General features: G+C 70.4%; 25 protein-coding genes and 1 tRNA gene. 18 read left to right on the top strand and 8 right to left on the bottom strand.

The features are described 5' to 3' along the window. The first annotated feature begins 173 nt into the window (after positions 1-173). Positions 174-1,655 carry an FG-GAP and VCBS repeat-containing protein gene (locus AB0H32_RS02630; protein ID WP_361113053.1) on the top strand — a complete coding sequence of 494 codons (1,482 nt, stop codon included), beginning with the start codon at positions 174-176 and terminating at the stop codon, positions 1,653-1,655. A gap of 250 nt (positions 1,656-1,905) precedes the next feature. Then, on the top strand, positions 1,906-2,976 hold the full coding sequence (locus AB0H32_RS02625) for a YIP1 family protein (RefSeq protein ID WP_361113050.1): 1,071 nt from the start codon (positions 1,906-1,908) through the stop codon (positions 2,974-2,976). A gap of 511 nt (positions 2,977-3,487) precedes the next feature. Here the strand turns inward: AB0H32_RS02625 and AB0H32_RS02620 are convergent. From AB0H32_RS02620 to dcd, 3 genes are all read right to left on the bottom strand, one after another. Next, positions 3,488-4,972, bottom strand: a complete 1,485-nt coding sequence (locus tag AB0H32_RS02620; protein ID WP_361113047.1) for a protein kinase — start codon at positions 4,970-4,972, stop codon at positions 3,488-3,490. A 288-nt stretch (positions 4,973-5,260) separates the two neighbouring features. Then, positions 5,261-5,758, bottom strand: a complete 498-nt coding sequence (locus tag AB0H32_RS02615) for a phosphoribosyltransferase (protein WP_361113044.1) — start codon at positions 5,756-5,758, stop codon at positions 5,261-5,263. A gap of 13 nt (positions 5,759-5,771) precedes the next feature. Next, the gene (dcd, locus tag AB0H32_RS02610; protein WP_067299435.1) at positions 5,772-6,347 is read right to left on the bottom strand and encodes a dCTP deaminase; all 576 of its coding nucleotides are present in this window, start codon (positions 6,345-6,347) and stop codon (positions 5,772-5,774) included. A 549-nt stretch (positions 6,348-6,896) separates the two neighbouring features. On the opposite strand from dcd, the gene AB0H32_RS02605 reads away from it, so the two are divergent. Then, positions 6,897-6,970, top strand: a tRNA-Gly gene (locus AB0H32_RS02605). Positions 6,971-7,087: 117 nt separating this feature from the next. Here the strand turns inward: AB0H32_RS02605 and AB0H32_RS02600 are convergent. Continuing rightward, entirely contained in the window at positions 7,088-7,636 is a 549-nt protein-coding gene (locus AB0H32_RS02600; RefSeq protein ID WP_361113040.1) for a DUF4232 domain-containing protein, read from the bottom strand. Between AB0H32_RS02600 and AB0H32_RS02595 the strand changes: the two genes are divergently transcribed. Next, positions 7,635-7,796: a hypothetical protein gene (locus AB0H32_RS02595; protein ID WP_361113037.1), complete on the top strand. Its 162-nt coding sequence runs from the start codon at positions 7,635-7,637 to the stop codon at positions 7,794-7,796. The genes AB0H32_RS02600 and AB0H32_RS02595 overlap by 2 nt on opposite strands. A 395-nt stretch (positions 7,797-8,191) precedes the next feature. Further along, positions 8,192-10,333, top strand: a complete 2,142-nt coding sequence (locus tag AB0H32_RS02590; RefSeq protein ID WP_361113034.1) for a PQQ-binding-like beta-propeller repeat protein — start codon at positions 8,192-8,194, stop codon at positions 10,331-10,333. Here the strand turns inward: AB0H32_RS02590 and AB0H32_RS02585 are convergent. Next, complete coding sequence (locus AB0H32_RS02585) at positions 10,243-11,028, bottom strand: hypothetical protein (protein ID WP_361113031.1); 786 nt, start codon at positions 11,026-11,028, stop codon at positions 10,243-10,245. The two genes, AB0H32_RS02590 and AB0H32_RS02585, sit on opposite strands and share 91 nt — an antisense overlap. Between AB0H32_RS02585 and AB0H32_RS02580 the strand changes: the two genes are divergently transcribed. Beyond that, positions 11,027-12,295 carry a bifunctional GNAT family N-acetyltransferase/ATP-binding protein gene (locus tag AB0H32_RS02580; protein ID WP_361113029.1) on the top strand — a complete coding sequence of 423 codons (1,269 nt, stop codon included), beginning with the start codon at positions 11,027-11,029 and terminating at the stop codon, positions 12,293-12,295. The genes AB0H32_RS02585 and AB0H32_RS02580 overlap by 2 nt on opposite strands. A gap of 38 nt (positions 12,296-12,333) precedes the next feature. Here the strand turns inward: AB0H32_RS02580 and AB0H32_RS02575 are convergent, their stop codons facing one another. Together AB0H32_RS02575 and AB0H32_RS02570 are read right to left on the bottom strand one after the other, a co-directional pair. After that, positions 12,334-12,831, bottom strand: a complete 498-nt coding sequence (locus tag AB0H32_RS02575) for a DUF5994 family protein (RefSeq protein WP_361113027.1) — start codon at positions 12,829-12,831, stop codon at positions 12,334-12,336. A 68-nt stretch (positions 12,832-12,899) separates the two neighbouring features. Beyond that, a complete protein-coding gene (locus AB0H32_RS02570) occupies positions 12,900-13,172 on the bottom strand; it encodes a hypothetical protein (protein ID WP_361113179.1) in 273 nt (90 codons plus the stop codon). A 922-nt stretch (positions 13,173-14,094) separates the two neighbouring features. Between AB0H32_RS02570 and AB0H32_RS02565 the strand changes: the two genes are divergently transcribed. Beyond that, positions 14,095-15,876, top strand: coding sequence for a SpoIIE family protein phosphatase (locus AB0H32_RS02565; protein ID WP_361113025.1), 1,782 nt, complete (start codon positions 14,095-14,097; stop codon positions 15,874-15,876). 12 nt (positions 15,877-15,888) lie between these two features. Here AB0H32_RS02565 and AB0H32_RS02560 read toward each other — a convergent pair whose 3' ends face one another. After that, positions 15,889-16,569, bottom strand: coding sequence for a hypothetical protein (locus tag AB0H32_RS02560; RefSeq protein ID WP_361113023.1), 681 nt, complete (start codon positions 16,567-16,569; stop codon positions 15,889-15,891). Positions 16,570-16,985: 416 nt separating this feature from the next. On the opposite strand from AB0H32_RS02560, the gene AB0H32_RS02555 reads away from it, so the two are divergent. The 11 genes from AB0H32_RS02555 (at position 16,986) to AB0H32_RS02505 (ending at position 25,326) form a co-directional block, all read left to right on the top strand. Then, a complete protein-coding gene (locus AB0H32_RS02555; protein ID WP_361113020.1) occupies positions 16,986-17,246 on the top strand; it encodes a hypothetical protein in 261 nt (86 codons plus the stop codon). A 77-nt stretch (positions 17,247-17,323) separates the two neighbouring features. After that, entirely contained in the window at positions 17,324-17,638 is a 315-nt protein-coding gene (locus AB0H32_RS02550) for a hypothetical protein (RefSeq protein ID WP_361113017.1), read from the top strand. A 133-nt stretch (positions 17,639-17,771) separates the two neighbouring features. Continuing rightward, a complete protein-coding gene (locus tag AB0H32_RS02545) occupies positions 17,772-18,263 on the top strand; it encodes a DUF5994 family protein (RefSeq protein WP_361113014.1) in 492 nt (163 codons plus the stop codon). Then, complete coding sequence (locus AB0H32_RS02540) at positions 18,260-18,886, top strand: STAS domain-containing protein (RefSeq protein ID WP_361113011.1); 627 nt, start codon at positions 18,260-18,262, stop codon at positions 18,884-18,886. Before AB0H32_RS02545 ends, AB0H32_RS02540 begins: the two co-directional genes overlap by 4 nt. Further along, positions 18,883-19,299 carry a DUF5994 family protein gene (locus AB0H32_RS02535; protein ID WP_361113008.1) on the top strand — a complete coding sequence of 139 codons (417 nt, stop codon included), beginning with the start codon at positions 18,883-18,885 and terminating at the stop codon, positions 19,297-19,299. The genes AB0H32_RS02540 and AB0H32_RS02535 overlap by 4 nt, the downstream gene beginning before the upstream one ends. A gap of 355 nt (positions 19,300-19,654) precedes the next feature. After that, positions 19,655-19,993 carry a MerR family transcriptional regulator gene (locus AB0H32_RS02530; RefSeq protein ID WP_361113005.1) on the top strand — a complete coding sequence of 113 codons (339 nt, stop codon included), beginning with the start codon at positions 19,655-19,657 and terminating at the stop codon, positions 19,991-19,993. Positions 19,994-20,223: 230 nt separating this feature from the next. Next, a complete protein-coding gene (locus AB0H32_RS02525; protein WP_361113002.1) occupies positions 20,224-20,427 on the top strand; it encodes a cold-shock protein in 204 nt (67 codons plus the stop codon). Between the two features lie 193 nt (positions 20,428-20,620). Continuing rightward, positions 20,621-22,156 (top strand): DEAD/DEAH box helicase, encoded by a 1,536-nt coding sequence (locus AB0H32_RS02520; protein WP_361112998.1) that lies wholly within the window; start codon positions 20,621-20,623, stop codon positions 22,154-22,156. A gap of 142 nt (positions 22,157-22,298) precedes the next feature. Further along, a complete protein-coding gene (locus AB0H32_RS02515; RefSeq protein WP_361113176.1) occupies positions 22,299-22,634 on the top strand; it encodes a hypothetical protein in 336 nt (111 codons plus the stop codon). Positions 22,635-22,702: 68 nt separating this feature from the next. Next, entirely contained in the window at positions 22,703-22,990 is a 288-nt protein-coding gene (locus AB0H32_RS02510) for an SCO5918 family protein (RefSeq protein ID WP_361112995.1), read from the top strand. Between the two features lie 1,070 nt (positions 22,991-24,060). Continuing rightward, positions 24,061-25,326, top strand: a complete 1,266-nt coding sequence (locus AB0H32_RS02505) for a hydrolase (protein ID WP_361112992.1) — start codon at positions 24,061-24,063, stop codon at positions 25,324-25,326. Positions 25,327-25,441: the final 115 nt, after the last annotated feature.

Below are 25,441 nucleotides of genomic sequence, written 5' to 3'. Positions count from 1 at the left end.
AGCACTCTCGAAAAATAACCGAACTCACGTACAACCCTTACGTGCCGACGCCGGTCTCCTGTTCGCCGACCGTTTGGTTAACCGTTGGACAACTTACGGCGAACACGGACGGTCCGCACCCCATCGACTGCGGATGCCCGCCAGGCATCCCCCGCATGCCGCAGGAGAACAGCATGCACACGCACCGCCGACTCGCCCTCGCGACGGCCACCGCGGCCGCGCTGACGGGCGGTCTGCTCACGTTCACCGCCTCGCCCGCCACGGCCGCCGACTCCTTCAAGGTCGCCAAGGCCGACTTCAACGGCGACGGCATCGGCGACGTCGCCACCAGCGCGGCCACCGCCTACGTCAGCGGCCACAAGGGCGCCGGCCAGATCGTCGTCCTCTACGGCACGGCCACCGGCGTCACCTCCGCCTCGCGCACCACCATCAGCCAGAACACCTCCGGCGTCCCGGGAACCGCCGAGGCCGGCGACAGCTTCGGCGCCGAGCTGGCGTACGCCGACTTCAACGGCGACGGCTACGACGACCTCGTCGTCGGCACCCCGGACGAGAAGGTCGGCACCGACACCAACGGCGGCGGCGTCGCGATCCTCTGGGGCTCCAAGAGCGGCCTCACCGGCAAGGCCTCCGACGTGCCCGACCCCGCCGCCTCCTCCCACGACTTCTGGGGCAAGGACCTGGCCGCCGGCGACTTCGACGGCGACGGCAAGGCCGACCTGGTCGTGGGCAGCTCGTCCGCCACCCTCTACCTCTACAAGGGCGGCTTCAGCACCACCGGCGCCTACGGCAGCCGCACCACCGTCAAGCCGCCCATCCAGCCGGGCACCAACGACTACCCGTTCGGCCCGATGAGCCTGACCGCCGGTGACGTCAACGGCGACGGCCGCACCGACCTGGTCGTGGACGGCTACGAGACCACGACGAAGTACGGCTGGAACACCAACTACTGGCTGCCCGGCACCGCGAGCGGCCTGAGCGGCTCCTCGGCCAAGGCCCTCAAGCCCGGCATCGTCACCGCCATCGGCGACATCAACGGCGACGGCTTCGGCGACATCGTCAGCGGCGCCGGCTGGGACGCCACCACCGAGGACGGCACCCCCGTCCCGGACGCCTCCAACGGCGGCCGGGTGAACGTCACCTACGGCTCCGCGTCCGGTCCCGCCTCCACCACCGGCATCAGCCAGGACACCGGCAACGTGCCCGGCACCTCCGAGAAGGGCGACGCCTTCGGCTGGGACCTCGACCTCGGTGACGTCAACGGCGACGGCTACCAGGACCTCGTCGTCAGCAGCCCGGACGAGGACATCGACGGCATCAGCAACACCGGCATGGTCACCGTCCTGTACGGCTCGGCCTCCGGCGTGAACACCTCCACCGCCGTCCAGTCCTTCGAGCAGAACACCCCGGGCGTCCCCGGCAGCAGCGAGCAGAGCGACCTGTTCGGCGCCGACGTCAAGCTGGACGACGTCAACGGCGACGGCAAGGCCGACCTGGTCGTGGGATCGTACGAAAACAGCGCCAACGGCGCGGTCACCTACCTGCCGTCCGACGGCACGAAGATCACCGCGACCGGTTCGCGTTCCTTCGGCCCGAGCGCCGTGGGCGTCTCGACGACCGGCACCCCGCAGTTCGGCGCCCTGTTCGCCGACTGACCCGCCGCACCCCCCGCCACCCCGTACGGCCGGACCCGCACCCCGCGGGCCCGGCCGTACACCCATTCCGCGGCCCCGGCGGCCGGTGCCGACCACGGGCTACCCCGTCCGACAGGTGGTCCGGGCCCGCCCGAGAGACAGCGGTACGAGAGACGGCGTGACCGTACGAGGGGCGGCGTGACCGTACGAGGGGCGGCGAAGGTAAAACGGGGGGATGTCCCGGACCGTTCCCCTGACGGTCCCTTAGGGGATGTCACAGGTCGGCCGCAAAGCCCGGCCCGGACGCCCGGGCCGGGCACGTCGCTCCGCGGGACCGGGTACGTTCGTTGACGTGGCTGGATTCAGGATCGGACGCGGGGGGCGGGACAACCGCACCCCCCAAGGACAGCAGGCGCCGCAGGGACCGTCGTCGGGACGCGGGCGACCCGCGGGGCCGTCGTACGGGCAGGGACAGCCCGGGGGACCGTCGTACGGGCAGCGGGGACCGTCGTACGGTCATCCGCAGGCGCCGCAGCCGCCGTACCCGCACCAGGGCCCGCCCCGACAGCAGGGGGGCTACCCGCAGCCCGGGCCGTCCTACGGCTACCCGGGCCCGGCCGACGACGGACCGGAGTACTTCGGCGACGGCGGCTACCCGGCCCAGGGGCCCGGCGGCGGCCACGACCCGTACGCGGCGAACAACCCGGGCCACACCCAGGCGTTCTCGATCGACGAGGCCGCCGGCTACACCCAGGGCGAGACCTACCACGCCGGCTCCTCCGCGCCCTCCGGCCCCACCGGCCCGCCCCTGCACTGGAAGGAACTCCTGCGGGGCGTCGTCCTCGCCCCCAACCAGACCTTCCTGCGCATGCGGGACTACACGATGTGGGCCCCGGCCCTGATCGTCACCTTCCTCTACGGCCTGCTCGCCGTCTTCGGCTTCGACAACGCCCGCTCGGACGCGATCCACGCGACCCTCTCCAACGCGGTCCCGATCGTCCTGATCACGGCCGTCGCGATGGTGCTGAGCGCCTTCATCCTGGGCGTGGTCACCCATACCCTGGCCCGCCAGCTCGGCGGCGACGGCGCCTGGCAGCCCACGGTGGGCCTGTCCATGCTGATCACGTCCCTCACGGACGCCCCCCGTCTGCTCTTCGCCATGTTCTTCGGCGGCGACGCCGGCTTCGTCCAGCTGCTCGGCTGGGCCACCTGGATCGGCGCGGGCGCGCTGCTGACCCTGATGGTCTCCCGCTCCCACGACCTGCCCTGGCCGAAGGCGCTGGGCGCGTCGGCGATCCAGCTGGTCGCACTGCTGTCGATCGTGAAGCTGGGCACCTTCTGAGACCGGCACGGCAACAGAAGGAAGGGCCCCCGGCGCAGTGCCGGGGGCCCTTCTGCATCCGCTCTCGTCAGTCTGTCGGCGGTGATCAGCCACCCGCTGGGGAGAGAAAGGACACTAATTCCTCCGCTTTACCCAGCCGAGCGCAAAGAAGACAGCCCCCGCGACAAAGGCAGCCGCTCCGAAGAGCTTCGCGCAGTTCCCCGAGGAGTTCAGTTGAGCGAAGAAAGAGATCAGAGCGAGCAGGGCCAGAACCCCGACGGTCGTCGCGGCCACGACCTGCTTCGTTGCTGGACTCATCAGGGTTTCTCCATGCTGGTCAAATGGGTTGCACACGAACCCGGTGGGGCCGATTGGGCAGAGAAAGCAAAGGATTGTCCAGCCGCGGCTCCGGAGCCGGTCCAGGCGCCGCATTCCACTGTGCTGGTCACCCAACTGTCCAGTCCCACCTCTACGCCGTACCAGTGACACTTGATGTACGCGTGACGCTCGGACTCTGTTTTTCAGGACCGGCTCAGCGGGCGGCCTGCTTCGGGGCCGAGACGGCGGGGCTGCGGGACTCGGCGAGACGGGTCTTCAGGGTCTGGGCGCCGAGGGCGAGGCAGACCCCGAGCAGCAGGACGTAGAACACGCCGATCTTGCGCAGGTCGTCGAGGAAGTACCACACCGACGTCAGCCCCGTGAACCAGAACGCCACCAGCGCGAACCCGCCCGAGCGCTCGTCCCGGTAGCCGGCGGTCAGACACAACCCGGCGACGAGCCCCAGCAGCAGGGCGATGACGACGTACCGCGTCTCCCAGCCCGTCTCGGCGCGGGAGAACGCCGACCACACCGCCACGGCCTCCGCGACCGGAGCCCAGGCCACGGCACACGCCAGGCGCGCCGACCACAGCAGCAGTACACACCCCGCAAGGCCACTGAGCAGCGCGACCAGAGGGAAGTGCTCGGTGGCGATCATCTCGGTCCGCGACACGACCACCGCGAGGGTGCTGCCGAGGAGCGCGACCATCCCTTCCGGCGTGGGCTGGAACACCACCCGGCCCAGGGAACGGATCCGGTCCCGTCCCGTCGCAGACCGGTCCTGTCGCGGAGCCTCTACCGGCTCGGGCTGGACCGCCTGAGCACGGGGATCCGCGGCGGTCGGGGTCGGTATCGCGGGCGCCATGGGTATCTGCGCGGCCCGGTCCAGTTCCGCCTTCATCTCCGCCGCGTCGGAGAACCGGTCCTCCCGGCGCTTGCGCAGCGCCCGCAGCACGACCGCGTCCACGCCCGGCGGCAGTCCCGGGCGCAGCCGCGACGGCGGCACGGGCTCCTGCACCAAGTGCTGGTGCATCACCGAGAACGGCGACTCCCCGGTGTACGGAGGGCGGCCGGTCAGCAGCTCGTACAGCAGGCAGCCCACCGCGTACAGGTCCGTCCGGTGGTCCGTGTCGCGGCCTTCGATCTGCTCCGGCGCCAGATAGGCGGGCGTACCGACTGCCACGCCCGTCCCGGTCAGTCGGGTCGCCATCTCGCTGAGCGCCTTCGCGATGCCGAAGTCGAGGACCTTGGCCGTCCCGGCCCGGGTGAGCATGACGTTCGCCGGCTTGATGTCCCGGTGCACTATGCCGTGGCCGTGGCTGTGCCGCAGGGCCTCGAGCACCTGCCCCGCCGCGTCCACCGCCTGCCCGGCCGACAGCGGTCCGTCCCCCACCGCCTGGGCGAGGGTCCGACCCTCGACGTACTCCATGACGAGGTACGGCACGGCGAAACCGTCCACCGCGTCCTCGCCCACGTCGTACACGGTCGCCACGCCGGGGTGGTTGAGCGCGGCGGCCGCGTGTGCCTCGCGCTGGAACCGGGCGAGGAACTGCGGCTGCTGCACCAGCTCGGCGGAGAGCGTCTTGACCGCGACGGTACGGCGCAGGCGGTGGTCGACGGCCCGGTACACCGTGCCCATCCCACCGTGTCCAAGCTGCTCCACCAGCTCGTACCGCTGCCCCAGCGTCCTGTGCTCCACCGCGTTCCCCCAACGGGCCGTCCACGTCTTCGTACGTGTCGACGCCGGCAGTCCGCGGTTCGCAGATCGCGTTCGACACACGGAAGGAGACCCTAGACGCCGGGCCCCGTTCCCATCGGATGAAGTGATCAGAGCCTCATACGCATGCGGCCACGAGGCGCAGGGCTCCTGCAGCGCATCTGTCGACGGTGTGAACGGCGTGCCGGACTTACGGCATGGAGGAGACACGGACAACAGGTGAGGGCCCCTGGCGCAGTGCCGGGGGCCCTCACCTGTTGTCGTGCCGGACTAGGCGTCGAGAACCTGGCCCTCGCGCTTCACCACGGGAGGCAGGACGCTCCACGGGAAGTTGATCCATTCATCGGTCCGCTTCCACACGTACTCGCACTTCACGAGGGAGTGGGACTTCTCGTAGATCACGGCGGAGCGCACCTCGGCGACGGTGTCGAGGCAGAAGTCGCGCACCAGCTTGAGCGTCTTGCCGGTGTCCGCGACGTCGTCGGTGATGAGCACCTTCTTGTCGGAGAAGTCGATCGCGTTGGGGACGGGCGCGAGCATGACGGGCATCTCCAGCGTCGTCCCGACCCCCGTGTAGAACTCGACGTTCACCAGGTGGATGTTCTTGCAGTCCAGGGCGTAGGCGAGCCCACCGGCGACGAACACGCCCCCACGCGCGATGCTCAGCACGATGTCGGGCTCGTAGCCGTCGTCGGCGATGGTCTGCGCCAGCTCACGGACGGCGGCGCCGAACCGCTCGTAGGTCAGGTTCTCCCGTACGTCACTCATGTCGTCGTAACTCTCACACCTGGGTCCGATGGAAGTTCTGGAAGGACCGCGACGCGGTCGGCCCGCGCTGCCCCTGGTACCGGGAGCCGTAGCGCTCGCTGCCGTACGGGAACTCGGCGGGCGAGCTGAGCCGGAACATGCACAGCTGGCCGATCTTCATCCCCGGCCAGAGCTTGATCGGCAGTGTGGCGAGGTTGGACAGCTCAAGGGTCACGTGACCGCTGAACCCCGGGTCGATGAACCCGGCGGTGGAGTGCGTGACGAGCCCGAGCCGCCCGAGCGAGCTCTTGCCCTCCAGCCGCGAGGCGAGATCGTCAGGAAGGGAGATGACCTCGTAGGTGCTGGCCAGCACGAACTCACCGGGGTGCAGGATGAACGGCTCGTCCCCCTCGGGCTCGACCAGCCTGGTCAGGTCGGCCTGCTCGATCGAGGGGTCGATGTGCGGGTACCGGTGGTTCTCGAACACCCGGAAGTACCGGTCCAGCCGGACGTCGATGCTCGACGGCTGCACCATGGTTTCGTCGTAGGGATCGATCCGTACCCGCCCGGCGTCGATCTCGGCCCGGATGTCCTTGTCTGAGAGAAGCACGACCCGAGGATACGCAAGGCGCGCGGAGCCGTGACAATCGTGACGACCCGCGCGCCTTTCGATCTTCCTGGTCCGGTCCCGCCGGTGCGGTCGACCGTCCCGCCCGCTACCGCTTCTCCAGGGTGACCGGCACCACACTGCGGAGCCGGGCACACCGGGGACACCTCACCAGCCGGCCGGGGCCGAGCCGCTCGGCCTGCTGCATCGGGAACGAAGCGGTGCTGAAGACGTGCCCGTCCGCACAGCGAACGACGGTGCGTTGCATCAAATCCCTCAAGTCCCTTCCCCAAGAGCCGCGTCCGGCTTACTGCCCTGACGACAAAAGCCACATTACGGGATCAAAGAGACGACTCTCCAGGAGGCTCTCCGGCCCCGCCCGGACCCTCTCCCATCCCTCCACGGTACGCCCCAACTCCACTGCCCCGCACGGGGATCCCCCCGTCCCCACCCGACCCGGCTCTCGTGGTCCACACACGGGGGGTCGGCGATGAGGTACAGTGAGCGAGCGTTCGGACATCAACTCCCCCGGAGTCCATTTGTCCGTATTACGCGGGTGTAGTTTAATGGTAGAACATCAGCTTCCCAAGCTGAGAGCGCGAGTTCGATTCTCGTCACCCGCTCCAGAGAGAAACCCCAGGTCGGCGGCCTGGGGTTTCCTTGTTGTCCGGTCCAAGTCGGGGGTCGCCCGCCGTGTCACCGCCGTCGTCGGCGGTGTGGACCGGCTGTGAGCGCCAGGGCGGCTACCAGGAGAGGGCGTCCTCGGCGTTGTCCTGCCAGTAGGTGACGGTGGCAGCGCTGTTGAAGAAGACACCGCCGTTCGGCAGCTTCAGGGTCGTCTCCTTGTCGGTCGCGTTGCCCTTCCTGTCGGTGAAGATCACGCCCAGGGTCTTCTCCCTGGCTCCGCCTTCGCCTTCGGGGGTGGACGTCGTGATGCCCGCGTACGCGGACTGCCCGTGCTCGAGTGTCACCACGGCCTGCGGCGTGGTCTCCTCGGCCCACGCCAGGGGGGCCTGGGCGTCGGCGCCGGCCCTCAGGAAGGGGGCGATGTAGGCGTAGCAGGGCTTGGTGCCGGTGTTGGTCGCCTTGAGCAACAGGTGGTTGATCGGGCGGGACACCTCGGTGACCGTCAGCTTGGTGTTCGCCGCGGTGCAGGTGACGACCGAGGTGGCCTTCTCGGTGGCGGCCGAGGCGGTCTGCTCGGTGGCCTGGAAGCCGACGAGCGCGAGGGCGGCGGCGACGACCATGGAGGAGGCGGCCGCGCGGGAGACGGAACGAGTGGCGATACGCATGAGTGAGCTGCTTTCTCCGAATATCCGGAAGGTGATCTTCTGGTTGTGGGCCGTGCCGGTCGGTCTTGTCTTGGTCGTGCTACGTGTGGTGTGCGTGGGCGCGCCGGAAGTGCGTGCCGTGAACGCGGGGTTGAACGAGGACGATCGCCATGCCCGGTGAGGCGCCGTGCTCGGACGACCCGAGCCTGTGCCATACGGCGTTCCATCCGCCATGACCTTCGGGAGTTCCGGGATGCTGGAATACTCGCACCAGCTCTGAACTGCAGAAACGCGGCCTTCCTGGGATGCCGAATGGAATGGAGGACCGTGGGGGCACCCTGCCGAGACCGCCGGCTCCGGCGAAACGGGCACACACGAACACCTCGACGCACTTCGGCATCGGCATCGACATCGGCTTGGCTGACCCGGAGTTGAGCCCTCGTCCGGACGGATGACCCATCGCACGGTCAGGGGCACAGGGACACCGACGCGCGATATGTGCGGCTCCGTTTCCGGGGCGGCAGGCCCTAATCTGATCCCCGTGAGGCAGGCAGGCGCTGGGAAGGACGATCGGCGATGACGCCCCTGAGCACCGGGGACCCGGAGTCCATAGGCGGGTACACCCTTCTCGGACGGCTCGGGGCGGGCGGCATGGGAGTCGTCTATCTGGGAGTCTCCGCCTCGGGACGGCAGGTCGCGGTCAAGCTCGTACGCGGGCCGTATGCCCAGGAAGAGGAGTTCCGGACGCGCTTCCGGCAGGAGATCGCGGCAGCGCGCAGAGTGAGCGGTGCCTTCACCGCGCCTGTCGTGGACGCCGACCCGGACGCCGACCGGCCGTGGATGGCGACGCTCTACGTGCCGGGGCTCAACCTTGCCGAAGTCGTGGAGAAGGACGGCCCGCTGAGCCAGCGGGAACTGCGCGCGCTGGGGCTGGGGCTCACCGAGGCGCTGCGCGACATCCACCGGGCGGGCCTGGTGCACCGGGACCTCAAACCGCGCAACGTCCTGATGACCGAGGACGGGCCGCGCGTCATCGACTTCGGCATATCGCGCGCTGCCGACAACCAGAGCCTCACCACGACGGGGCGGATGATCGGCACTCCGCCCTTCATGTCGCCGGAACAACTGGCCGCTCCCCGAGACGTCACCCCGGCCTCGGACGTGTTCTCGCTGGGGTCACTGCTGGTGTTCGCGGCCGTCGGCACGGGACCGTTCGACGCCGACAGCCCGTACATAACCGGCTATCAGGTGGTGCACGGGACCCCGGACCTCGGCGGGGTACCCGAAGCGCTCCTGGGCATTGTCGAGCGCTGCCTGGACAAGGACCCGGCCGCACGGCCGGAACTGACGGACATACACCGCATGCTCCAGGCGCTGCCGGAGTCCGACGTCACAGCGTCCCCGAAGACCGGGCAGTCCGCGAAACCCCGGCGCCGCCCCACTTCCCGGAGCGCGCCCACCAGCTCCGCGGGTGCCGCGACCGGCACCGGCAAGCGCCGCCGAGCACGGATGCTGCTCACCGGCCTCGGCGCGGCGCTGGCCGTCACGGGGCTGTGCGTCGGGGTGGGTGTCTTCGTGTCCGATGCGGACACCACCGCCGCCTCCAAGACCACCGCCACCGCCCGTGCCGCGTCACTGCCCGACGGCTGGCGGCCGTGGCGCACGGAGCTGCGGCACGACGTGAAGGGTGTCCCCCTCGACTACGGCAGCTCCGGATGCGTGGCGGAGGGAAGCGCCCTGTTCTGCGGCGGTACGGGCTTCACGGTCGCCAGGATCGACGCGGCCTCCGGCCGCACCCTGTGGCGGACCGGCACCCGCCCTCAGGGGGCACAGCCGATCGGCGTTCGCGACGGGCTGGTCTATGTGTACGAGGATCCGGACGACAGGACCAGGCGCGTGGTGGCCCTCGACGCCACTACCGGGCACCGGCGGTGGCAACGCGACATCAACAAGTCCGAGGACGCGGTCCTGTACGACGGCGGGCTGCTGACCCTGTCTCCCGACCACTCGTCGTTCGTGGCCTACGGGCCTTCCGGCAAGGAACTGTGGCGGGCGCCCTCGCTGGACGAGTACTGCACTCCGTCGGTGCTGGGAGGCGTCCCCCATGCCCTGTGCTCGCAGGGCATCGAGCCCGGCCAGGCCCCGGTCGAGCTGATGAAGCTCGGACCCGGCAGCCTGAGCGGAACCGCCAGACTGCCCAAGAAGGCGGAAGCGCTCGGCACTGTCGGCGGGCAACCCCTGTTCCTCGCCCCGCAGACCGCGAAGGACGTGTACGAAGCCGGCTACGAACGGCCGTACAACGCGCTGCTGCGGGTGGCCTCGGAGACCGGGAAGGTCGAACGGATACCGCTGGCACGTCCGCTGACCGGCGCGGCCACCCTGGTGGACGGCGTCGTCTACTTCGTCCGGTCCGACGGGTCGGTCACCGCGGTGTCGGCGGACAGCGGCAGACAACTGTGGCAGAAGGTGACGGACGTGGAGAGTCTGTCCGCGCCCGCGGTGTCAGCGACGTACGGGCGGGTCTATTTCTCCAACCGTTTCGGCCGTCTGCTGGCTTTGGACAGTCGCACCGGAGCGCAGGTCTGGCGCACCTCCGCACTGGACGCCCCCGGGGACAAAGCGCAGGACTACCCGCCGCGAGTGCTGCTCGTCAAGGACGCGATCGTGGCGATGGCCGGCGACACTGCCTTCTCCCGGAGCCCGGACGGGCCCACCTGACCGGCCGAGGCGAATCGCCGCGCACCGTGCGGATCATCCCTCGGACCGCCTGCGCTGCCAGCAGCGCGAAACCAGCCCTTCAAACGGCACCCCCGGCGGCGTACCCACAGGTCAGAAGCTGTGCCGCCATCCAAGCGCCGTCCTTCCCAGGCTGAGAGCGCGCGGCGCCGGGAGCCGTGGGACGGGCGCCGGTGCGCCGGCGTTGGCGACCGGGTGCCCAGCGAACCGTGAGTTTCGGACGGTCGGTGTCGGGGAGCCGGCCACGGTGCGGTGTGTGGTCCAGCCAGCGCCGGGTACGGCCGGCTTCGGTGAAGCCTCGTAGCAAGGTGCCGAGGAGGGGGTGGCGGGAGGGACGTCGTGTCCACCCGCCGTACGCCGATCGCTGGCAGACAGTCGCTGTTCTCCACCGTCTCGCGGACCTCGGGCCTGCTGCCCGCCCCCGCGTAGAGGTCGAGGAAGTACGGACTGGTCTCGTCGATGAGCACCTTGACTGTGTTGACGGCGGCGATCGGCAGCTGCATCCTGCCCGCCAACTCCAGCAGCTCGCCGGTCACATCGAAGCGGTCTGCATCGATGTCGCCAAGGATCGCAGGCGAGTGCGCGCCGGTGAGCCGGGCGACGATCGCGGCGGTCGTGCGCGTACTCCGTGCGTCGGCTGATGATGGGAGTACGGCCGAACACGCGGAGCTGATCATGACGGGTTGGCGTGTCAGGGACTACTCCCCGGACGATCTCGAAGCGGTGATCCGCGTCGATGCGGAGAGCGGGACGACCGAGGAGCCGCCGCTCTTCCCGCTCTCGGACGCCGTGGCGGCCCTCCAGGCCCTCCATCCGGCGGTGGTGGCCACGGCCGACGACGTGGTGGTCGGCGCCGCGGTGAGCAGAGTGGAGGGTGACCGGGCATGGATCCTGCGCATCTGCATGGCCCCTGCCTGGCGGCAGCGGGGGCTCGGCAGTGCCCTGATCACAGCCCTGGAGCAGCGGCTCTTCGCCGACGGCGTCCGAGCGGTGTACGCGGGTCTGCCCGAGGGCGAGACAGGTGCCGCCGCTCTGCACAACTGCGGCTTCGGCGCCCGCTCGGGCCTGGTCCTCTTCTCGAAACGCGGACCGGTGACCTCACAGTCGGCCGGGGTGCTGTCCTCGCTCGGAGCGGAGCTGCCGCCCGGGGGACTGTGGCAGAAGGTCGCGGGCATGCAAAGGGAGAAACACCTCATCGAACGCCGTCTCGTCCTGCCCCTGGCCCATCCCGAACTGGCCGCCCGGCACGGAGTGGAACTGCCACGGGCGGTCATGCTGTTCGGCCCGCCCGGAACCGGCAAGAGCACGTTCGCACACGCGATCGCCAGCCGCCTGGGATGGCCCTTCCTCGAACTGTTCCCCGCACGTCTGGCCGCCGAGTACGGCCTGGCGAGCGGCCTGAGCCGTCGCTTCGACGAGATCGCCCAGCTCGACCACGTGCTTGTCTTCATCGACGAGGTCGAGGAGGTCGCCGGGACACGCAGCGGTGCGGACGCGACCGCGGTCGGCGTCGTCAACGAGCTGCTCAAGGCGATCGTCCGGTTCCGGGGCCAGGACGGGCGGCTGCTCGTCTGTGCCACGAACAACGTGACCACGCTCGACTCCGCGTTCCTTCGGCACGGCCGCTTCGACTATGTACTGCCCATTGGCCCACCCGACCACAGCGCCAGGACGGCACTGTGGGAGAGCTACCTGGCTCGAGCGGACGCCGAAGCCGACAGCGCGGCACTGGCGTCCGCCAGCGAGGGGTTCACCCCGGCCGACATCGCCCACGTGGCACGAACCGTCTCCCAGACCCAGTTCGAGCGCACCTTCGACACCGGAACCCGCACCCACCCCACCACCGACGACTACCTGGGCACCATCCGCGACACCCAGCCCACGGTCAGCAGCGCCATGGCCCAGGAGTTCGCTCACCAGACCGAGAAGTTCGCCCGCATCTAGCGTCCTGGCTCGCGGGGATCCCGTCTGCACCGGAGGTGTCAGGCCGGCGGAGACGGCATGACGCTGCCGACGTCGATGGCCATGTCGATGAGGATCTGTTCGGCCTCGGTGACGTTGTCGGCCCGAACGGCCCTGGCCATCGCGGCGCGTGCCGCGTCGGGCTCCGTGTCCGGTGGGACCACCAGCAGGGAGAAATGGTCCCGGTCTCCGCGGGTGATGAGGACGGTGTCGTCACCGATCGGGAAGGAGTCGATGTGCACGACCCGACCGTCGACCGTCAGCCGTGTCGGCAGTTCGTCCCAGGTGCCGGCGTCGAGTCCGACGCGGGTGACAGGTCCGAGGTGTTCGGTCAACGCGGTGATCAGCGAGGGAAGCTCGGCACCGATGTCCCGGGACCGCGGCCACCAGGCACCGTCCAGGATTCCCTCGCGTGCGTGTGTCGTCTCCAGCCTCAGCAGGGCCGTCCCGGGTCTCACCGGCTGGTGGACGGTGTCCGGCAGGAACCGGGGAGTGCCGGGGATGTCGGAGTCGGTCATGGTGTCCGCCCGTCCTTCGTATGCCGGTTGCACGCCCTCGGCGGCCGCACTGCCTCGGTGGACGCGGCTCAGCCACGTTCTTCCTCTGCTGTCTCCATCCGTCGGATCCCCTGGTGCGTCAGCGTGATCATCGCGGGCGTGTTGCCCCTCGCCCAGTCGACGACGACCCAGCCTTCGCCCGCCAGATACGTACAGGCGGCGGCCAGATCCTGCTCAGGGATACCGAGGTCGTTGCGGAGCTCCATCCCGTCGACGCCCAGGAGCCGATTGCCCTCGGCAGCTTCGTACACAGCCCGCATGATCTTCTCGCGGTACGTCTTCCGCTCGCGCAGTGTCGCCATGACGCGCCGTCCTTCACCGTCCCCAGTCGTGCCGAAGTCGATGTCATCGGCGGTCGCTGTCGTGGTGGGGCGGGTCGGAACAATCGCCACCGCCACCCGGCGGTGCCTCCGGGGCCGACGGCCGATCCCCGGCAGGGCATCGCCGTAGTGGAAGGCAGCGATCCGTTCGTCGTGCTGGGCATTGAGCCGGTGGATCAGAACGACTCCGATGGCGATCACGACGAGCAACACAGCCACGGCGCCAAGAGTCATGGCTCTTTCACATCTCCTGGCCGGAGGGCGGACGGTCGCCCTGGCAGGCCGATGCGCCACGGCAGGGTCGACGGCCGAGACGCCCCGCCATCGGTCTCCCACACTTCTTCCCGGCACCGGGCATCGACACTGTCTGCCTCTTCCCGGCCGCCGGCGCCTTCCAACCGGCCCGGAACCGGGCGCGCCAGTGTCAGCGAGAAGCGGGCCGGCGGCGAGGGTGCGCGCTCACTCGGTGTCGTACGGCCGATGGTCACGTTCATGGCGCGGACCTGCCCCCGGGCTCGTCTGCGACAGCCCGGCGTTGTCGATCACCGGGAACGACACCCGCGTAGAAGCCGGCGTGCGAAAAACTCCCGGTACGTTCAGCCTACTCCGCTCCCGAGCCCGAAAATGTGCGCATGACCAGCTACTTTCCTGGCTCGGGGGCGACTGGTCACAGCCACTCCTCGGCGCGTGCGGCCCGAGGACTGGTGGTCGGTCCACAGCCATGTCCTGCCCGCGGCGACGGCAAGCCGTACAGCGGTGTCGTGGAGGCGCGCCGTCGTGTCGACCGTGCGGCCGGGTACTCGCAGAGGGACCATCGGGGCACGGACGTCTCCGTGGCCCCGGCGGCCGGGGCCACGGTGGCAGGGCGGTCTGTGCAGGGAAGGGCGGCGGCGTGGTGGACGGCGTGAGGCCCGACGGAGAGCGGGAGCGGCGGCTGTCGGCGGCGGAGCCAGGTTTGTGGCGACAGGTGGTCGAGCAGCTGGGCACGGCCGTTGCAGTGATCGACCCGGCCGGGCGGATCGTCGCGGTCAATCCGGCCGCCGAGCGGCTGGTGGGGCGCGCCGCAGCGGTGATGCACGGGAAGGACCTGCATGACCTGTGCCATCGGGACCCGGGAGGTGCCCTCATCCCGCGAGAGCAGTGTCCGCTGCTGCGGGCACTGGCCGAGGGACGTTCGGCACGCGGGGACGACGACAGGTGCCTGCGCGGTGACGGACGGCTGATCCCGATCTCCTGGTCGGCCACGCCTCTGACGGACGGCGTCTCCGGCGTCTACCGGGGCATGGTCGTACTGATCGTCGAGACCGCGGCGGACCGACGTGCCCGCAGGGAACACGCGGAACGCGCAGAGCAGGTGGAACGGGCGGAACGGGCGGAACGAGCCGCCCATGCGAGCGCTCTGGAGAGTCTCGCCGAGCGGTTGACACTCGTCGCGGAGATCACCGACGTGCTCGGTCAGACCCTGGAGGTGGACGAGGCCCTCGCCCGGTTGAGCCGGCTTCTGGTTCCCCGCCTTGCCGACTGGGCGGCGGTGGACCTGCGGGTCGGCTCCCGCCAGGTGCACCGGGTGGCGGTGACCGGCCCCGGGGGCCGTGACGCCGGACAGGAGGACTGGCGCGGTCATCTGCCCCCGGCCGGGGAGGCGGCTCACTCGCCCCTGGTCCAGGTACTGAACGGAGGCGATCCCGTCCTGCAGGACCGGGCGGACATGGACGCACCGCCCGACTCCCCCCTGGCCGCCGTCGACAGCGCCTTCCTCGCAGCAACGGGCGCGGCATCCGTCATCACGGTGCCGCTGGGCAGCAGAGGGCAGGTCACCGGTGCCCTGACACTGGTGCGCACCGACCCGGCACGTCCCTTCGACACCGGCGATGTGGACGTGGTGAGCGACATCGGCCGCCGGGTCGGCCTCGTCATCGACAACGCCCGCCGGTTCGGCCGGCAGCGCGCGGTCGCCGAGGCCATGCAGCGCAACCTCCTGCCCCCGCTGCCCGAGCACGGCCGGTTCCAGCTGGCCGCCCGGTACCAGCCCGCTCCGGCCGGCTCCCAGGTCGGCGGTGACTGGTACGACGCGTTCCCACTGAGGGACGGCACGCTCGCCCTGGTCATCGGCGACGTCGTGGGCCACGATCTGACCGCCGCGGCCGGGATGGCACAGTTGCACGGCATCCTGCGCTCCCTCGCCTGGGACCACACCGGGCCGACCGGTGCCGTCGTGGACCGCCTCGACGACGCCATGCACGCCATCACGACCGTGCCGATGGCCACCCTCGTCCTCGCCCGGGTGGAGGGCCCGGACACCGGCCCCTGGACGCTGCGCTGGACCAGTGCCGGGCACCCGCCGCCCCTGCTGCTGACCCCCGACGGAAACGCGCAGTACCTCGAAGCCGGGCAGGGACTCATCCTCGGAACCCACCTGGGCGCCGACGCTCACCGACCGAGCGCCGACCACGCCCTGCCGCCCGGGTCCACCCTCCTGCTCTACACCGACGGCCTGATCGAGGTTCCCGGCAGCGACCTGGACACCGGGTTCGGCCGACTGCGCCGCCGTGCCCTCGCCCACGCCCACGAACCGCTGGACACCCTGTGCGACCAGCTGACGGCCCGGATGCCGCCCGGCAGCACCGACGACATCGCCCTCCTCGCCCTGCGCCTGCCCCGACCGGGGCCGAGGGGTGTTCCATGACGGGGTGGCTGCTCACGTCCCCGGAGCCAGCACCAGAACGCGGAACGGACCGGGCGGCACAGCCGGGAGGGCGCCGTCTTTGGCGTACCGCCAGCCCCAGGACCGCATGGTCTCAATCGTCCTGTCGTCCCGGGCGTCCACCAGCGCGAGGCCGAGCGCAGCGCCGTGGTCGGCGAGCAATCGCCGCTGCAGGCGCCGGGCGAGGTTCCAGACATGGTCCTGGTACTCCCGGCGCACGCGAGGCGGGACGACGATTCCGGAGACGACGAAGAGCCGACCGGAGGCGGCGCGGCGGAGCAGACTCCCCAGAACGTGTCCGTCGAAGCCCGCCCACCACGGACCTGCGCCGCCCACGGGGAAGCCGTAGGCGTATCCGGCCAGGGCGGTGGTCTCCGCGATCAGCAGCGAGAACCCCGGTCGTCGTGCGTCGGCCGCGAGATGGCCCAGGAAGGCGGCACGCGCCTGGTTCCACGCCCATGGGTCGCCACCGGAGGTCTCCGCGTACAGGTCGCCCAGCTCCTGCAGACGGTCCGCGACCTGACCACGCGTCAGGGGACGGACGCGTTCTGCCACCTGGGGCGAGGACCTGCGCCCCGCCTTCGGCGGGCCCGGCACGCGGGTGCGCGGCCTGCCCCGTGCGGGCCGGAGCGCCGGGAGGGCCAAGGTCGTCGGGAGGAACACCTGCGTGGTCATGACCAACCCTGCCCCGGGCGCGCGCCAAAGCCGACCCGGCGTCATCGATCCCCGAGAACGGCACCGGCGTCTGAGGCGGTGCGCGGCGTGCCCTCGGTCTCTCCACCGTACTCCCGGCCGGGCCCGCCCCGGCGGCCCGGCGGTCGCCGACGACCGCGTCAGCCGGCGCCGACAACGGCACCGGCCTTCCGGGATCGGACGCCGCTTTCCGGCCCGGGCCGGCTCGCACGGCCACCGGGCTCGGGCGACCTGCAGTCAGCCGGACCGCCGTTCGGCCATGGCACGCGCGGCCACCTTTACCCGGCATACCCTTCAAAGGAGGGCCGCCGTGGAAACGCGTCGCAGCCCCCGCACCTCACCCGGTGTGTCGGGGGGCCGGATTCGTGGTTCGTACCCGTCGCCGCCAGGAGGTCCGTATGGAGCACGAGCCCTTGCCCCCCGAGGGCCACGCCGAGGTCCGCGTCGTCGCCGCGACGCCGGAGGTCGCCCGTCGCGTCGCCGAAGTGCTCCGGCGCTGCTTCGCCTCGACCGAGCAGCGCAGCTACCCCGCCGGCTGCGAAGGAGGGACCCGGCTCCATCTCACCCTCGACACCGCGCACGCCGCGGAACCCGCACGTTCCTGGCTCGCGACCAGCGAATCAACGGATCAGGACCGGACACACACCGATGAGGTGTGACCCGGGGGTCCGTTCAGCCGCGAGGACCAGCCGTCGTGTCCGTCCCCGCGCGGCCGTCACCTCGGAGAACGACAGCCATGACGAAACTCCGCGAACGCAAGAACAACCGGAAGGCGGTCCTGCGATCCCTGTACGGGGCTGCCGAACTCAATCGCCCCGAGGTCAACGGATCGGCGCTGCGCGCCGAGCTGGGTCTGCCCGACGAGGACCTCTCCGCCGCCTGCGTCTACCTGGCCGACGAGGGCCTGATCAACGTGGACTGGACCTCGCACCGGACCCCAGCCGCCGTCTCGCTGACGCATGAGGGCATCTGCCTGATGGAGGAGTTGGAGGAGGAACAGGAGGAACAGGAGGATCGCGACAGGACAGAGAAGGCACAGCCGGACGACTGACCCACCCGCTCCTCGTCGACCAGGAGTAGTCTGATCGTACCGAGGGCTTTTCGCGCAGCGCGACCGGCGGTGCCGTTCCCGGCGAGTGACCAAACGGGCAGTCGTCCCACGGCTCCCGGAATGGGATCGCACGATGGAACCCAGAACGCCGGCCGAGGGTGCACCCGGTGCCGACGCCCACACGTACCGCATGCCCATGCCCCGCCTGACCCTCACCCCGGACGCCAGCCACGGTCCGCTGGACGGGGCCTGGTGGCCTCGCTGCGACGCGCTGGAACTCGAACTCCCCTCCCTCATCGGCTCGTTGGAACCGGACCCGGAGGCCGCGATACGGGTCACCGTGGACGCCGACGAATGGCCCGACGCCCCGCACACGGTGATGGCGCCCGGCCGGGTGATCGCCGTGGAGCCGGCCGGCCCCGGAAGCGACACGCACGTCATCACCCTGGACTGCGGCACCGTGGGACGCTGGGTGCTCCTGGTCGTCCCGCCCGAGGAGCCCGCCGGAACAGCCGCCCGGCTGCTGGCCGCCGCCTCCGACCCCGAGAACCCGCTGACCGCCGCGCGGATGCTGGCGCTCGCCGAAACGGGTCGCCCGGTGGACACGACCGGGGAGGCGGAATGAGGCAGGCGGCTCCTTGGGAGCCCACGGCAGGGACGACCGGCCGGCCTCAACCACCATCCTCGCGCGTACCGCTGACCACTCATGGCGAAGCACCCGCGCTCTTCGAGGAGTGCCGCATCGTCCGCGCACGCGGCGAACTGGACGCCCAGACCCTGGCGCCACTGGCCCGCGCCCTGGCCGAGGCCCGCGCGGCCCGGCCCGGACGGCTCCTCCTGATCGTGGACCTGAGCGAGGTGACCTTCACCGACTGCAGCATCCTGACGCCCCTGTGCGAGGCGTGGTCCGACTGCTGCGCCCGGGGCGGCTGGATGCGCATCGTCCACGACAACCACACGACCGACCTGGTCTTCCGCCACACCGGCCTTCTCGACCGGTTCCCCGCCTACGCGACCGCACAGGACGCCTGGGAGGGACGAACGGCCGACACCGACGGACCCGAGCCCGGGGCGGCACTCGTCCGAGGACTCCTCCGGCCCCGTCCCGGTGCCGGCCGGAGCCACCCGGACGTCGCAGCCTCCGACCCCGCCCTCCGTCTCACCGCGAGCGCACTCCTCGCCGCCGAGGCGCACCGTCCGGCCGAGGACGACGTCCCGCGCCGAACCACTCGACAGGACACCTCATGAGCGAGCGACTACGGCCACCGCCGCCGGCCCCGCCCCTCCTCCGTCTGTACCTCGCGCCCGAGAGCGCCGTGCCACGCCGTATCGACGGGGCCTGGTGGCCGCGCACCTTCGATCTCCTGGCGGAACTGCCGCCACTGCTCTCCGGTCTGCCCCGTGCCTGGGGCCAGATCGTCAGTGTCCTGGTGAACGGCACGGCGTGGACCGGGGCACCGGGCCGCATGCTCGTCTGCAACGAGGTCGTCCGGCTGCGCAGGACCACCACGGCGCACGCGCCGAGCACCATCGTCCTGATGGCCCCCGGCCATGGGCGCCGGGATCTGCTGGTCGTACCACCGGAGGCGTCGGAGCAGGCCGCCGAATCGCTCATGTCCGCAGTCGGGCTGACACCGGAGCAGGGCCACTTCGCGAGCTGAGTGCGCGGGTTCGACCTGTCCGGCGGCACACGCAGGCACACGTCGTGCGATCCACGGGTCGCGACACTCGAGCGACCCGGGGCCCTGCCTCGATACGGGATGCGTCCGGACGCGCCGTGTGCCGAGCCCGCAGTCCACCGCCGGCCAGTACGCGCCCGGCGGCGCCTCCTCGCCGGCCGGCGGCGAACTGCGGCTCGTCGGGCTGTGCGCGAAAGGAGATCTGTCACGGCGAGTCCACATCTTCGTGCCTGCCGGAGTTAGGGTTGTCGCACGAGGCAGATGGCGCTGAATCCTTCGATGCACGGGTGCCACGCGCGCCCGGGCCCCTCGCCGCGTCCCCGAAAACGAAGGTGCTATGCCCGCTGAGAACGCCCCTGCCGCCGGTAACCTCGACGACGACGACTATCCCGCCTACACCATGGGGCGGGCCGCCGACGTTCTCGGCACCACCCCCGCCTTCCTCCGGGCCGTCGGCGAAGCCGGGCTGGTGACTCCTCTGCGTTCGGAAGGCGGTCACCGCAGGTACTCCCGCCGCCAGTTGCGCATCGCCGCCCGCGCCCGTGAGCTGGTCGACCAAGGCACCCCCATCGAGGCAGCGTGCCGCATCATCTCTCTTGAGAACCAGCTCGACGACGCCCTCCGTCTGAACCGGGAAATGCTCCGCAAGCTGGACGGACACAATGCGGATACCTAGTATCGCCAGTACAGAAATATAGATTCCGGCGGAATGAGGATTACCGGACGAACACGGAAACGCACGGCCGTTTCCACTCGACCCGTGTTAGTGTGATACCGGTTGCGCTTTTGATTGCCAGAGATTTTTTCTTTGCAGAGCTTTCCGGATCTTTCCGGAGGGGTGATCATCGCGGCGACTCGGCTCCGCGAAGTGCGGAGTCCGGTACTGCCCCTCAAGGGAGATTCAACATGGCATCTGGCACCGTGAAGTGGTTCAACGCGGAAAAGGGATTCGGCTTCATCGAGCAGGAGGGCGGCGGCGCTGACGTGTTCGCCCACTACTCGAACATCGCCACCGCCGGCTTCCGCGAGCTTCAGGAAGGCCAGAAGGTTACTTTCGACGTCACGCAGGGCCAGAAGGGCCCGCAGGCCGAGAACATCGTTCCCGCCTGACACTGACGCGAACCATCGCGAGCCACCGGCTCGCGCATCATGTGGCTGGGGCCCGCGCTCTTGGGGTGCGGGCCCCAGCCCATTGCTTCACCCGGCTTTTTGCATTTGCCTTCGGCTCATTCTTGTGAATCCTGCGCGGCCGCCCGCCGCTGGACGGAATTCCTCGATACGCCGCATCGAGGAAGGTTCCCCCATGAACCGCACCCGTCGCACCGGCGGCAGTTCCGTCCGCTTCCGCACGGACGGAAGTCCCACGCGTTCGACAGGCTCCGCTCGCGACGCCCGCTTCCATACGCAGGAGACGAGCCGGCAAGGCCCCCGCACGGCCGCCGGGCGGGGGAGCGGCCAGGGAGCACGCTCCACCGCACGCCGACAGGAGTTCGCCCTGCCGGTGACCCTCACCGAGCCCATGCCGGCGGTCGAGACGTTCGCCGAACTGGACATGCCCGCACGGCTGCTGGCCGCGCTCCGCGCCGAGGGCGTGACCGTTCCCTTCCCGATCCAGGCGGCCACACTGCCGAACGCGCTGGCGGGCCGGGACGTCCTGGGCCGGGGTCGTACTGGCTCGGGCAAGACGCTCGCCTTCGGTCTGCCGGTACTGGCCCGCCTGGACGGGCAGCGGGCCCAGCCCCGACATCCGCTCGCCCTCGTCCTCGTACCCACCCGGGAACTGGCCCAGCAGGTCACCGACGCGCTGGCCCCGTACGCCCGCGCCCTTCGGCTGCGGCTCGCCACCGTGGTGGGCGGCATGTCGATCGGCCGTCAGGCGAGCGCCCTGCGCGGCGGAGCCGAAGTCGTCGTCGCCACGCCCGGCCGGCTCAAGGACATCATCGAGAGGGGAGCCTGCCGGCTGGACCAGGTCGCCGTCACCGTCCTGGACGAGGCCGACCAGATGGCCGACATGGGCTTCATGCCGCAGGTGACCGCACTGCTCGACCAAGTACCCTCCTGCGGCCAGCGGTTGCTGTTCTCGGCCACTCTGGACCGCAACATCGACCTCCTGGTGCGCCGCTACCTCCACGATCCCGTGGTGCACTCGGTCGACCCGTCCGCGGGAGCCGTCACCACCATGGAGCACCATCTGCTGCACGTGCGGGACGCCGACAAGGACAGCGCCGTGAGCGAGATCGCCGCCCGCGACGGACGTGTGCTCATGTTCCTGGACACCAAGCACGCGGTGGACCGGCTGACCGAGCACCTGCTGTCCGTGGGTGTGCGCGCCTCGGCCCTGCACGGCGGCAAGTCCCAGCCGCAGCGCAACCGGACGCTCGCCCAGTTCAAGGACGGCCACGTCACGGTCCTGGTGGCCACCAACGTCGCCGCCCGCGGAATCCACGTCGACAGCCTCGACCTCGTCGTGAACGTCGACCCTCCGAGCGACCACAAGGATTACCTGCACCGCGGCGGCCGTACCGCCCGCGCCGGCGAGTCCGGCACCGTCGTCACCCTCGTCCTGCCGCACCAGCGTCGCGCGGTGGACCGTCTGATGGCCGACGCCTGCATCACTGCGCGTACCGCGCGGATCCGTCCGGGCGAGGCCGAACTGCATCGCATAACCGGCGCCCGGACCCCCTCCGGCGTGCCCGTCACCCTCACCGCGCCGGTCGCCGAACGACGCGGGGGCAAGGGCCCCGCCGGCCGGGGCCGCCGGGGCCGGGCTGCCGGCCGTGGCGAAAGCGCCCCGGCCGCCGCCCGAGTCCGTCGGTCCGCCAAGCGGAACACCCCATAGCGGCAGCACGGGTATGCGCTCCCAGCGGTCGGCACCAGACGTCGCCCGTCCTGCACGCTCCGACGAAGAGGAGAAGCCCTTGACGCCGATTCCGCCCCGAACACGGCACGCCGACGGCACCGGTCTGACCGCCCGCGACGCCATGCACGCTCCCGGACCGCAGGTGGACGACCACATGGCCGTCGACGTGGCTCTCTCCGTGCTCATCGGTGCCCGTGTCCCGCACCTGCTCCTCCAGGACGAGGACGGCCGGTGCACGGGACTGGTCACCCGGGCCCAGCTCGCCGCACACCGCGGCGGCTCGTGGTACAGCGACCGGACGCGGCTGCGGGACCTCCCGTTCGACCGCGGACCGTTCACCTCGTCCAAGGCCGCACTCAGCGAGGCGGAAGCCGCCATGCGGGTCCGGGCCCTGCACATATCCCCCGTGATCGACGAGCACGGCTACGCCCTGGGCATCCTCGCTCTCACGTCCTGACCGCCGTCCGACCGCTGTCGCGCGGTCGGCCTCTCCGGTGTTCTTCCCCGCCCCCTGTGGAGGCATCCATGCGCTGTGTCATCGCCCGTTTCCCCTTCGACCTGACCAAGTGCGAGGTCGAGCAGTCGATGAGCGGCATCACGCCCGAACCTGTCACCGGCGTGTCCGTGACCATCGACCGCCGCGTCTACCCCGTGATGCAGGTAGGGGAAGGGATCACCGGGCTGAACCGCCGGGACTTCACGACCGGTGAGATGCGCCGGGCGCTGACCCGCCTCGGCTTCACCTGCCACGACGCGCGCCCGGTCATGCCGGCCCGAGAAACGCGATCCGACGAGGACGCCCTCGGTTGGTGACGCTTTCCGGGGCGACGGCAGGTCATGCGCCGTTTTTTGGGTTGGAGAGCCGAGGATGTGGCACCCGGCCCGTGAGCGGGCCGGACACGCACATCCGCGTCCCGTAGGGGCCCACGGTTCGGCCACGAGCCGCGTGCCGCACGAGACGGGCGCGGCCCGCTGCGCCCGGTTGTCGCCGCGGGGCTGCCCGGCGACAACCGGTGTGGCCCGTCCGGGCCGCGCCCACAGCGCTCCGCACGAGCGCCCGGGGCCGCCTCGACGCGCTCGGCCGCGGTACCTCGTTGGATACCGGTCAGGCCTTCGGCCGGGATCTGCGTGGCGTGCTCGATCTGCTTGACGTGCGAGCCGTACGCCTTGTGGAACTTTTCGCCCTGCTCGTCGTCGCCCCATGGCGACCCGGCCGCGCCAAGCCCGTGCCTCAGCTCGGTCAGCGCGTGTGCAAGAGCAACGCTTTGGCGTTGAAAGTGGGGAGGGGGCGCCTCGACGTCGGCGATCTTGAGTCGAGTATCTCGCCACGACCACCCGTGACCTGGCACCCTTCCCCTCTGGTGACTGCACGGATCCCCTCTGGTGGCTGCATGGATATGCAACCCCGGTTGCCGGTCACTGCTTCGCGACTGCGAGTCACACCAAGGCCGAGTAACAATCCGGCGGGTATCCGTAAGTCATCTCACCGGCCCTTGGGGTGCCGCGTTTTGCGGCGGCTCCGTAAGTAACGACGTCGCGCCATTTCCACCTTCGCTGCCGCCGAGCGCCTCGACATGGCACGTGCACTCCAGCCGCACCACAGGGGCGCGGCCGGGGCCATGAAGTGCCGGCGGATCATCGGGCCGTGAACGCGCTCGGCATCCGGTGCGTGAAGTCACTACGAGGGCATCCCGGGTGCGCGGGTCCGTCGGCCTCTGCGGCGGTACGGTGTGCGGCAGTCGATCGCCCGTTCTGTGATCGCTGACCAACAAGGGGGTTTCATGAAACACCGCCGCCCACGCCACCGTCGCAGAGCGATAGCCAGAGCGGTCGGTTCGGCGGGTGCGCTGGCCGTTGCCCTGGGTGTGGGGATAACGCCGGCGATGGCCGCCGGGAAGACGTCCGCCAAGCCTGCGGCCACCGGGTTCTCGCCCGACCAGCCCACCCAGGCCGACCAGCCCGACGGGAACAAGCCCTGGGCGCCCGAGAACGACGAGGCGCCACTGCACCACAAGCCCGTCCGTCCCGACGCCCTCGCGTCCGGCCGCACGGCCCCGTCCGGTCTCCAGCTCAACATGCCCGCGCCGACCGGGCAGTACAGCGTGGGCATGGTCGGCCTGCACCTCGTCGACAAGTCCCGTACGGACCCGTACGTGCCCGGCAGCAAGCCTCGCGAGCTGATGGTGTCGCTCTGGTATCCGGCCACCGCCACGTCCGGGCACTATCAGGCGCCGTGGATGTCGTCGATCTCCGGCGCCCACTTCCTCGCCTCCCGCGGGCTGTCGCCGCAGCAGGTGACCCTGCCGAGGACCGCGGGCCATGTCCTCGCCCCGGTGAACACCAAGCTCGGCAAGCTGCCCGTCCTGCTGTACTCGACCGGGCTGCACTCCGACCGCGCCATGGGCACCGCGCTCGCCCAGGATCTCGCCAGCCGCGGCTACCTCGTCGTCACCGTCGACCACACCCACGACGCCAACGAGGTGCAGTTCCCGGGCAACCGGCTCGAGGTCAACACGATGCCGGCGGGCAGCCACTCCTCCGACACGCTCAAGGTGCGCGCGGCCGACATCCGGTTCGTCATCAACCAGCTCGGCACGATCAGCAGGGGCGGCAACCCGGACGCCGGCCACGCCACCCTCCCCTCCGGGCTGTCGAAGTCGGTGGACACGTCCCGCATCGGGATGTTCGGCTGGTCGCTGGGCGGCGCTGCGGTCGACACCGCCATGCAGCTCGACCACCGAATCGCCGCCGGTGCCAACCTGGACGGCCAGTTCTTCGGGACGGCGCCGAGCAAGGACCTGGACCGCCCCTTCATGCTCTTCAGCTCCGGCACCCACAACCGCAACAACGACGGGTCGTGGCGCACACTGTGGTCGCATCTCAAGGGTTACCGGGTCGACGTCCAGCTCCATGGCGCGGCGCACCTGTCGTTCAGCGACAACGAGTGGATGGTGCCGCAGGAGGCGGGCCTGCTCGGGCTCTCCCAGGCCCAGCTCCAGCAGCAGTACGGCACGATCGACCCGAACCGCGCGATCGCGGTCCAGCGCGCATATCTCGCGGCCTTCTTCGACCAGGAGCTGCGCCACCGGCACAGCTCCCTGCTCGACGGACCCGACAACAAGTACCCGGAGATCTCTTTCGTCCGCTGACCGGACATCCGAAGGGTGGGCCCTGTTCACAGGTCCGCCCTTCGGCGTGTCGGGGATGGCGGTCCCGCATGCGTCGGCCGTCGGCCTGTGGCCCCATTGACCCGTACGACACAGG

The organism is Streptomyces sp. NPDC020362 (assembly GCF_040642095.1).
Classification (GTDB): domain Bacteria; phylum Actinomycetota; class Actinomycetes; order Streptomycetales; family Streptomycetaceae; genus Streptomyces.
This window is presented reverse-complemented; position numbering and strand designations above follow the sequence as displayed.

Excerpts from the sequence above, each read along its gene's own strand:
- AB0H32_RS02595 (WP_361113037.1), top strand. The coding sequence starts at position 7,635 with ATGAGTGAGCTGCTTTCTCCGAATATCCGGAAGGTGATCTTCTGGTTG.
- AB0H32_RS02630 (WP_361113053.1), top strand. The coding sequence starts at position 174 with ATGCACACGCACCGCCGACTCGCCCTCGCGACGGCCACCGCGGCCGCG.
- AB0H32_RS02570 (WP_361113179.1), bottom strand. The coding sequence starts at position 13,172 with ATGGCGACACTGCGCGAGCGGAAGACGTACCGCGAGAAGATCATGCGG.
- AB0H32_RS02515 (WP_361113176.1), top strand. The coding sequence starts at position 22,299 with ATGCACGCTCCCGGACCGCAGGTGGACGACCACATGGCCGTCGACGTG.
- AB0H32_RS02590 (WP_361113034.1), top strand. The coding sequence starts at position 8,192 with ATGACGCCCCTGAGCACCGGGGACCCGGAGTCCATAGGCGGGTACACC.
- AB0H32_RS02550 (WP_361113017.1), top strand. The coding sequence starts at position 17,324 with ATGACGAAACTCCGCGAACGCAAGAACAACCGGAAGGCGGTCCTGCGA.
- AB0H32_RS02555 (WP_361113020.1), top strand. The coding sequence starts at position 16,986 with ATGGAGCACGAGCCCTTGCCCCCCGAGGGCCACGCCGAGGTCCGCGTC.
- AB0H32_RS02625 (WP_361113050.1), top strand. The coding sequence starts at position 1,906 with ATGTCACAGGTCGGCCGCAAAGCCCGGCCCGGACGCCCGGGCCGGGCA.
- AB0H32_RS02575 (WP_361113027.1), bottom strand. The coding sequence starts at position 12,831 with ATGACCGACTCCGACATCCCCGGCACTCCCCGGTTCCTGCCGGACACC.
- AB0H32_RS02525 (WP_361113002.1), top strand. The coding sequence starts at position 20,224 with ATGGCATCTGGCACCGTGAAGTGGTTCAACGCGGAAAAGGGATTCGGC.
- AB0H32_RS02535 (WP_361113008.1), top strand. The coding sequence starts at position 18,883 with ATGAGCGAGCGACTACGGCCACCGCCGCCGGCCCCGCCCCTCCTCCGT.
- AB0H32_RS02540 (WP_361113011.1), top strand. The coding sequence starts at position 18,260 with ATGAGGCAGGCGGCTCCTTGGGAGCCCACGGCAGGGACGACCGGCCGG.
- AB0H32_RS02545 (WP_361113014.1), top strand. The coding sequence starts at position 17,772 with ATGGAACCCAGAACGCCGGCCGAGGGTGCACCCGGTGCCGACGCCCAC.
- AB0H32_RS02520 (WP_361112998.1), top strand. The coding sequence starts at position 20,621 with ATGAACCGCACCCGTCGCACCGGCGGCAGTTCCGTCCGCTTCCGCACG.
- AB0H32_RS02580 (WP_361113029.1), top strand. The coding sequence starts at position 11,027 with ATGACGGGTTGGCGTGTCAGGGACTACTCCCCGGACGATCTCGAAGCG.
- AB0H32_RS02505 (WP_361112992.1), top strand. The coding sequence starts at position 24,061 with ATGGCCGCCGGGAAGACGTCCGCCAAGCCTGCGGCCACCGGGTTCTCG.
- AB0H32_RS02600 (WP_361113040.1), bottom strand. The coding sequence starts at position 7,636 with ATGCGTATCGCCACTCGTTCCGTCTCCCGCGCGGCCGCCTCCTCCATG.
- AB0H32_RS02510 (WP_361112995.1), top strand. The coding sequence starts at position 22,703 with ATGCGCTGTGTCATCGCCCGTTTCCCCTTCGACCTGACCAAGTGCGAG.
- AB0H32_RS02560 (WP_361113023.1), bottom strand. The coding sequence starts at position 16,569 with ATGACCACGCAGGTGTTCCTCCCGACGACCTTGGCCCTCCCGGCGCTC.
- AB0H32_RS02585 (WP_361113031.1), bottom strand. The coding sequence starts at position 11,028 with ATGATCAGCTCCGCGTGTTCGGCCGTACTCCCATCATCAGCCGACGCA.
- AB0H32_RS02615 (WP_361113044.1), bottom strand. The coding sequence starts at position 5,758 with ATGAGTGACGTACGGGAGAACCTGACCTACGAGCGGTTCGGCGCCGCC.
- AB0H32_RS02530 (WP_361113005.1), top strand. The coding sequence starts at position 19,655 with ATGCCCGCTGAGAACGCCCCTGCCGCCGGTAACCTCGACGACGACGAC.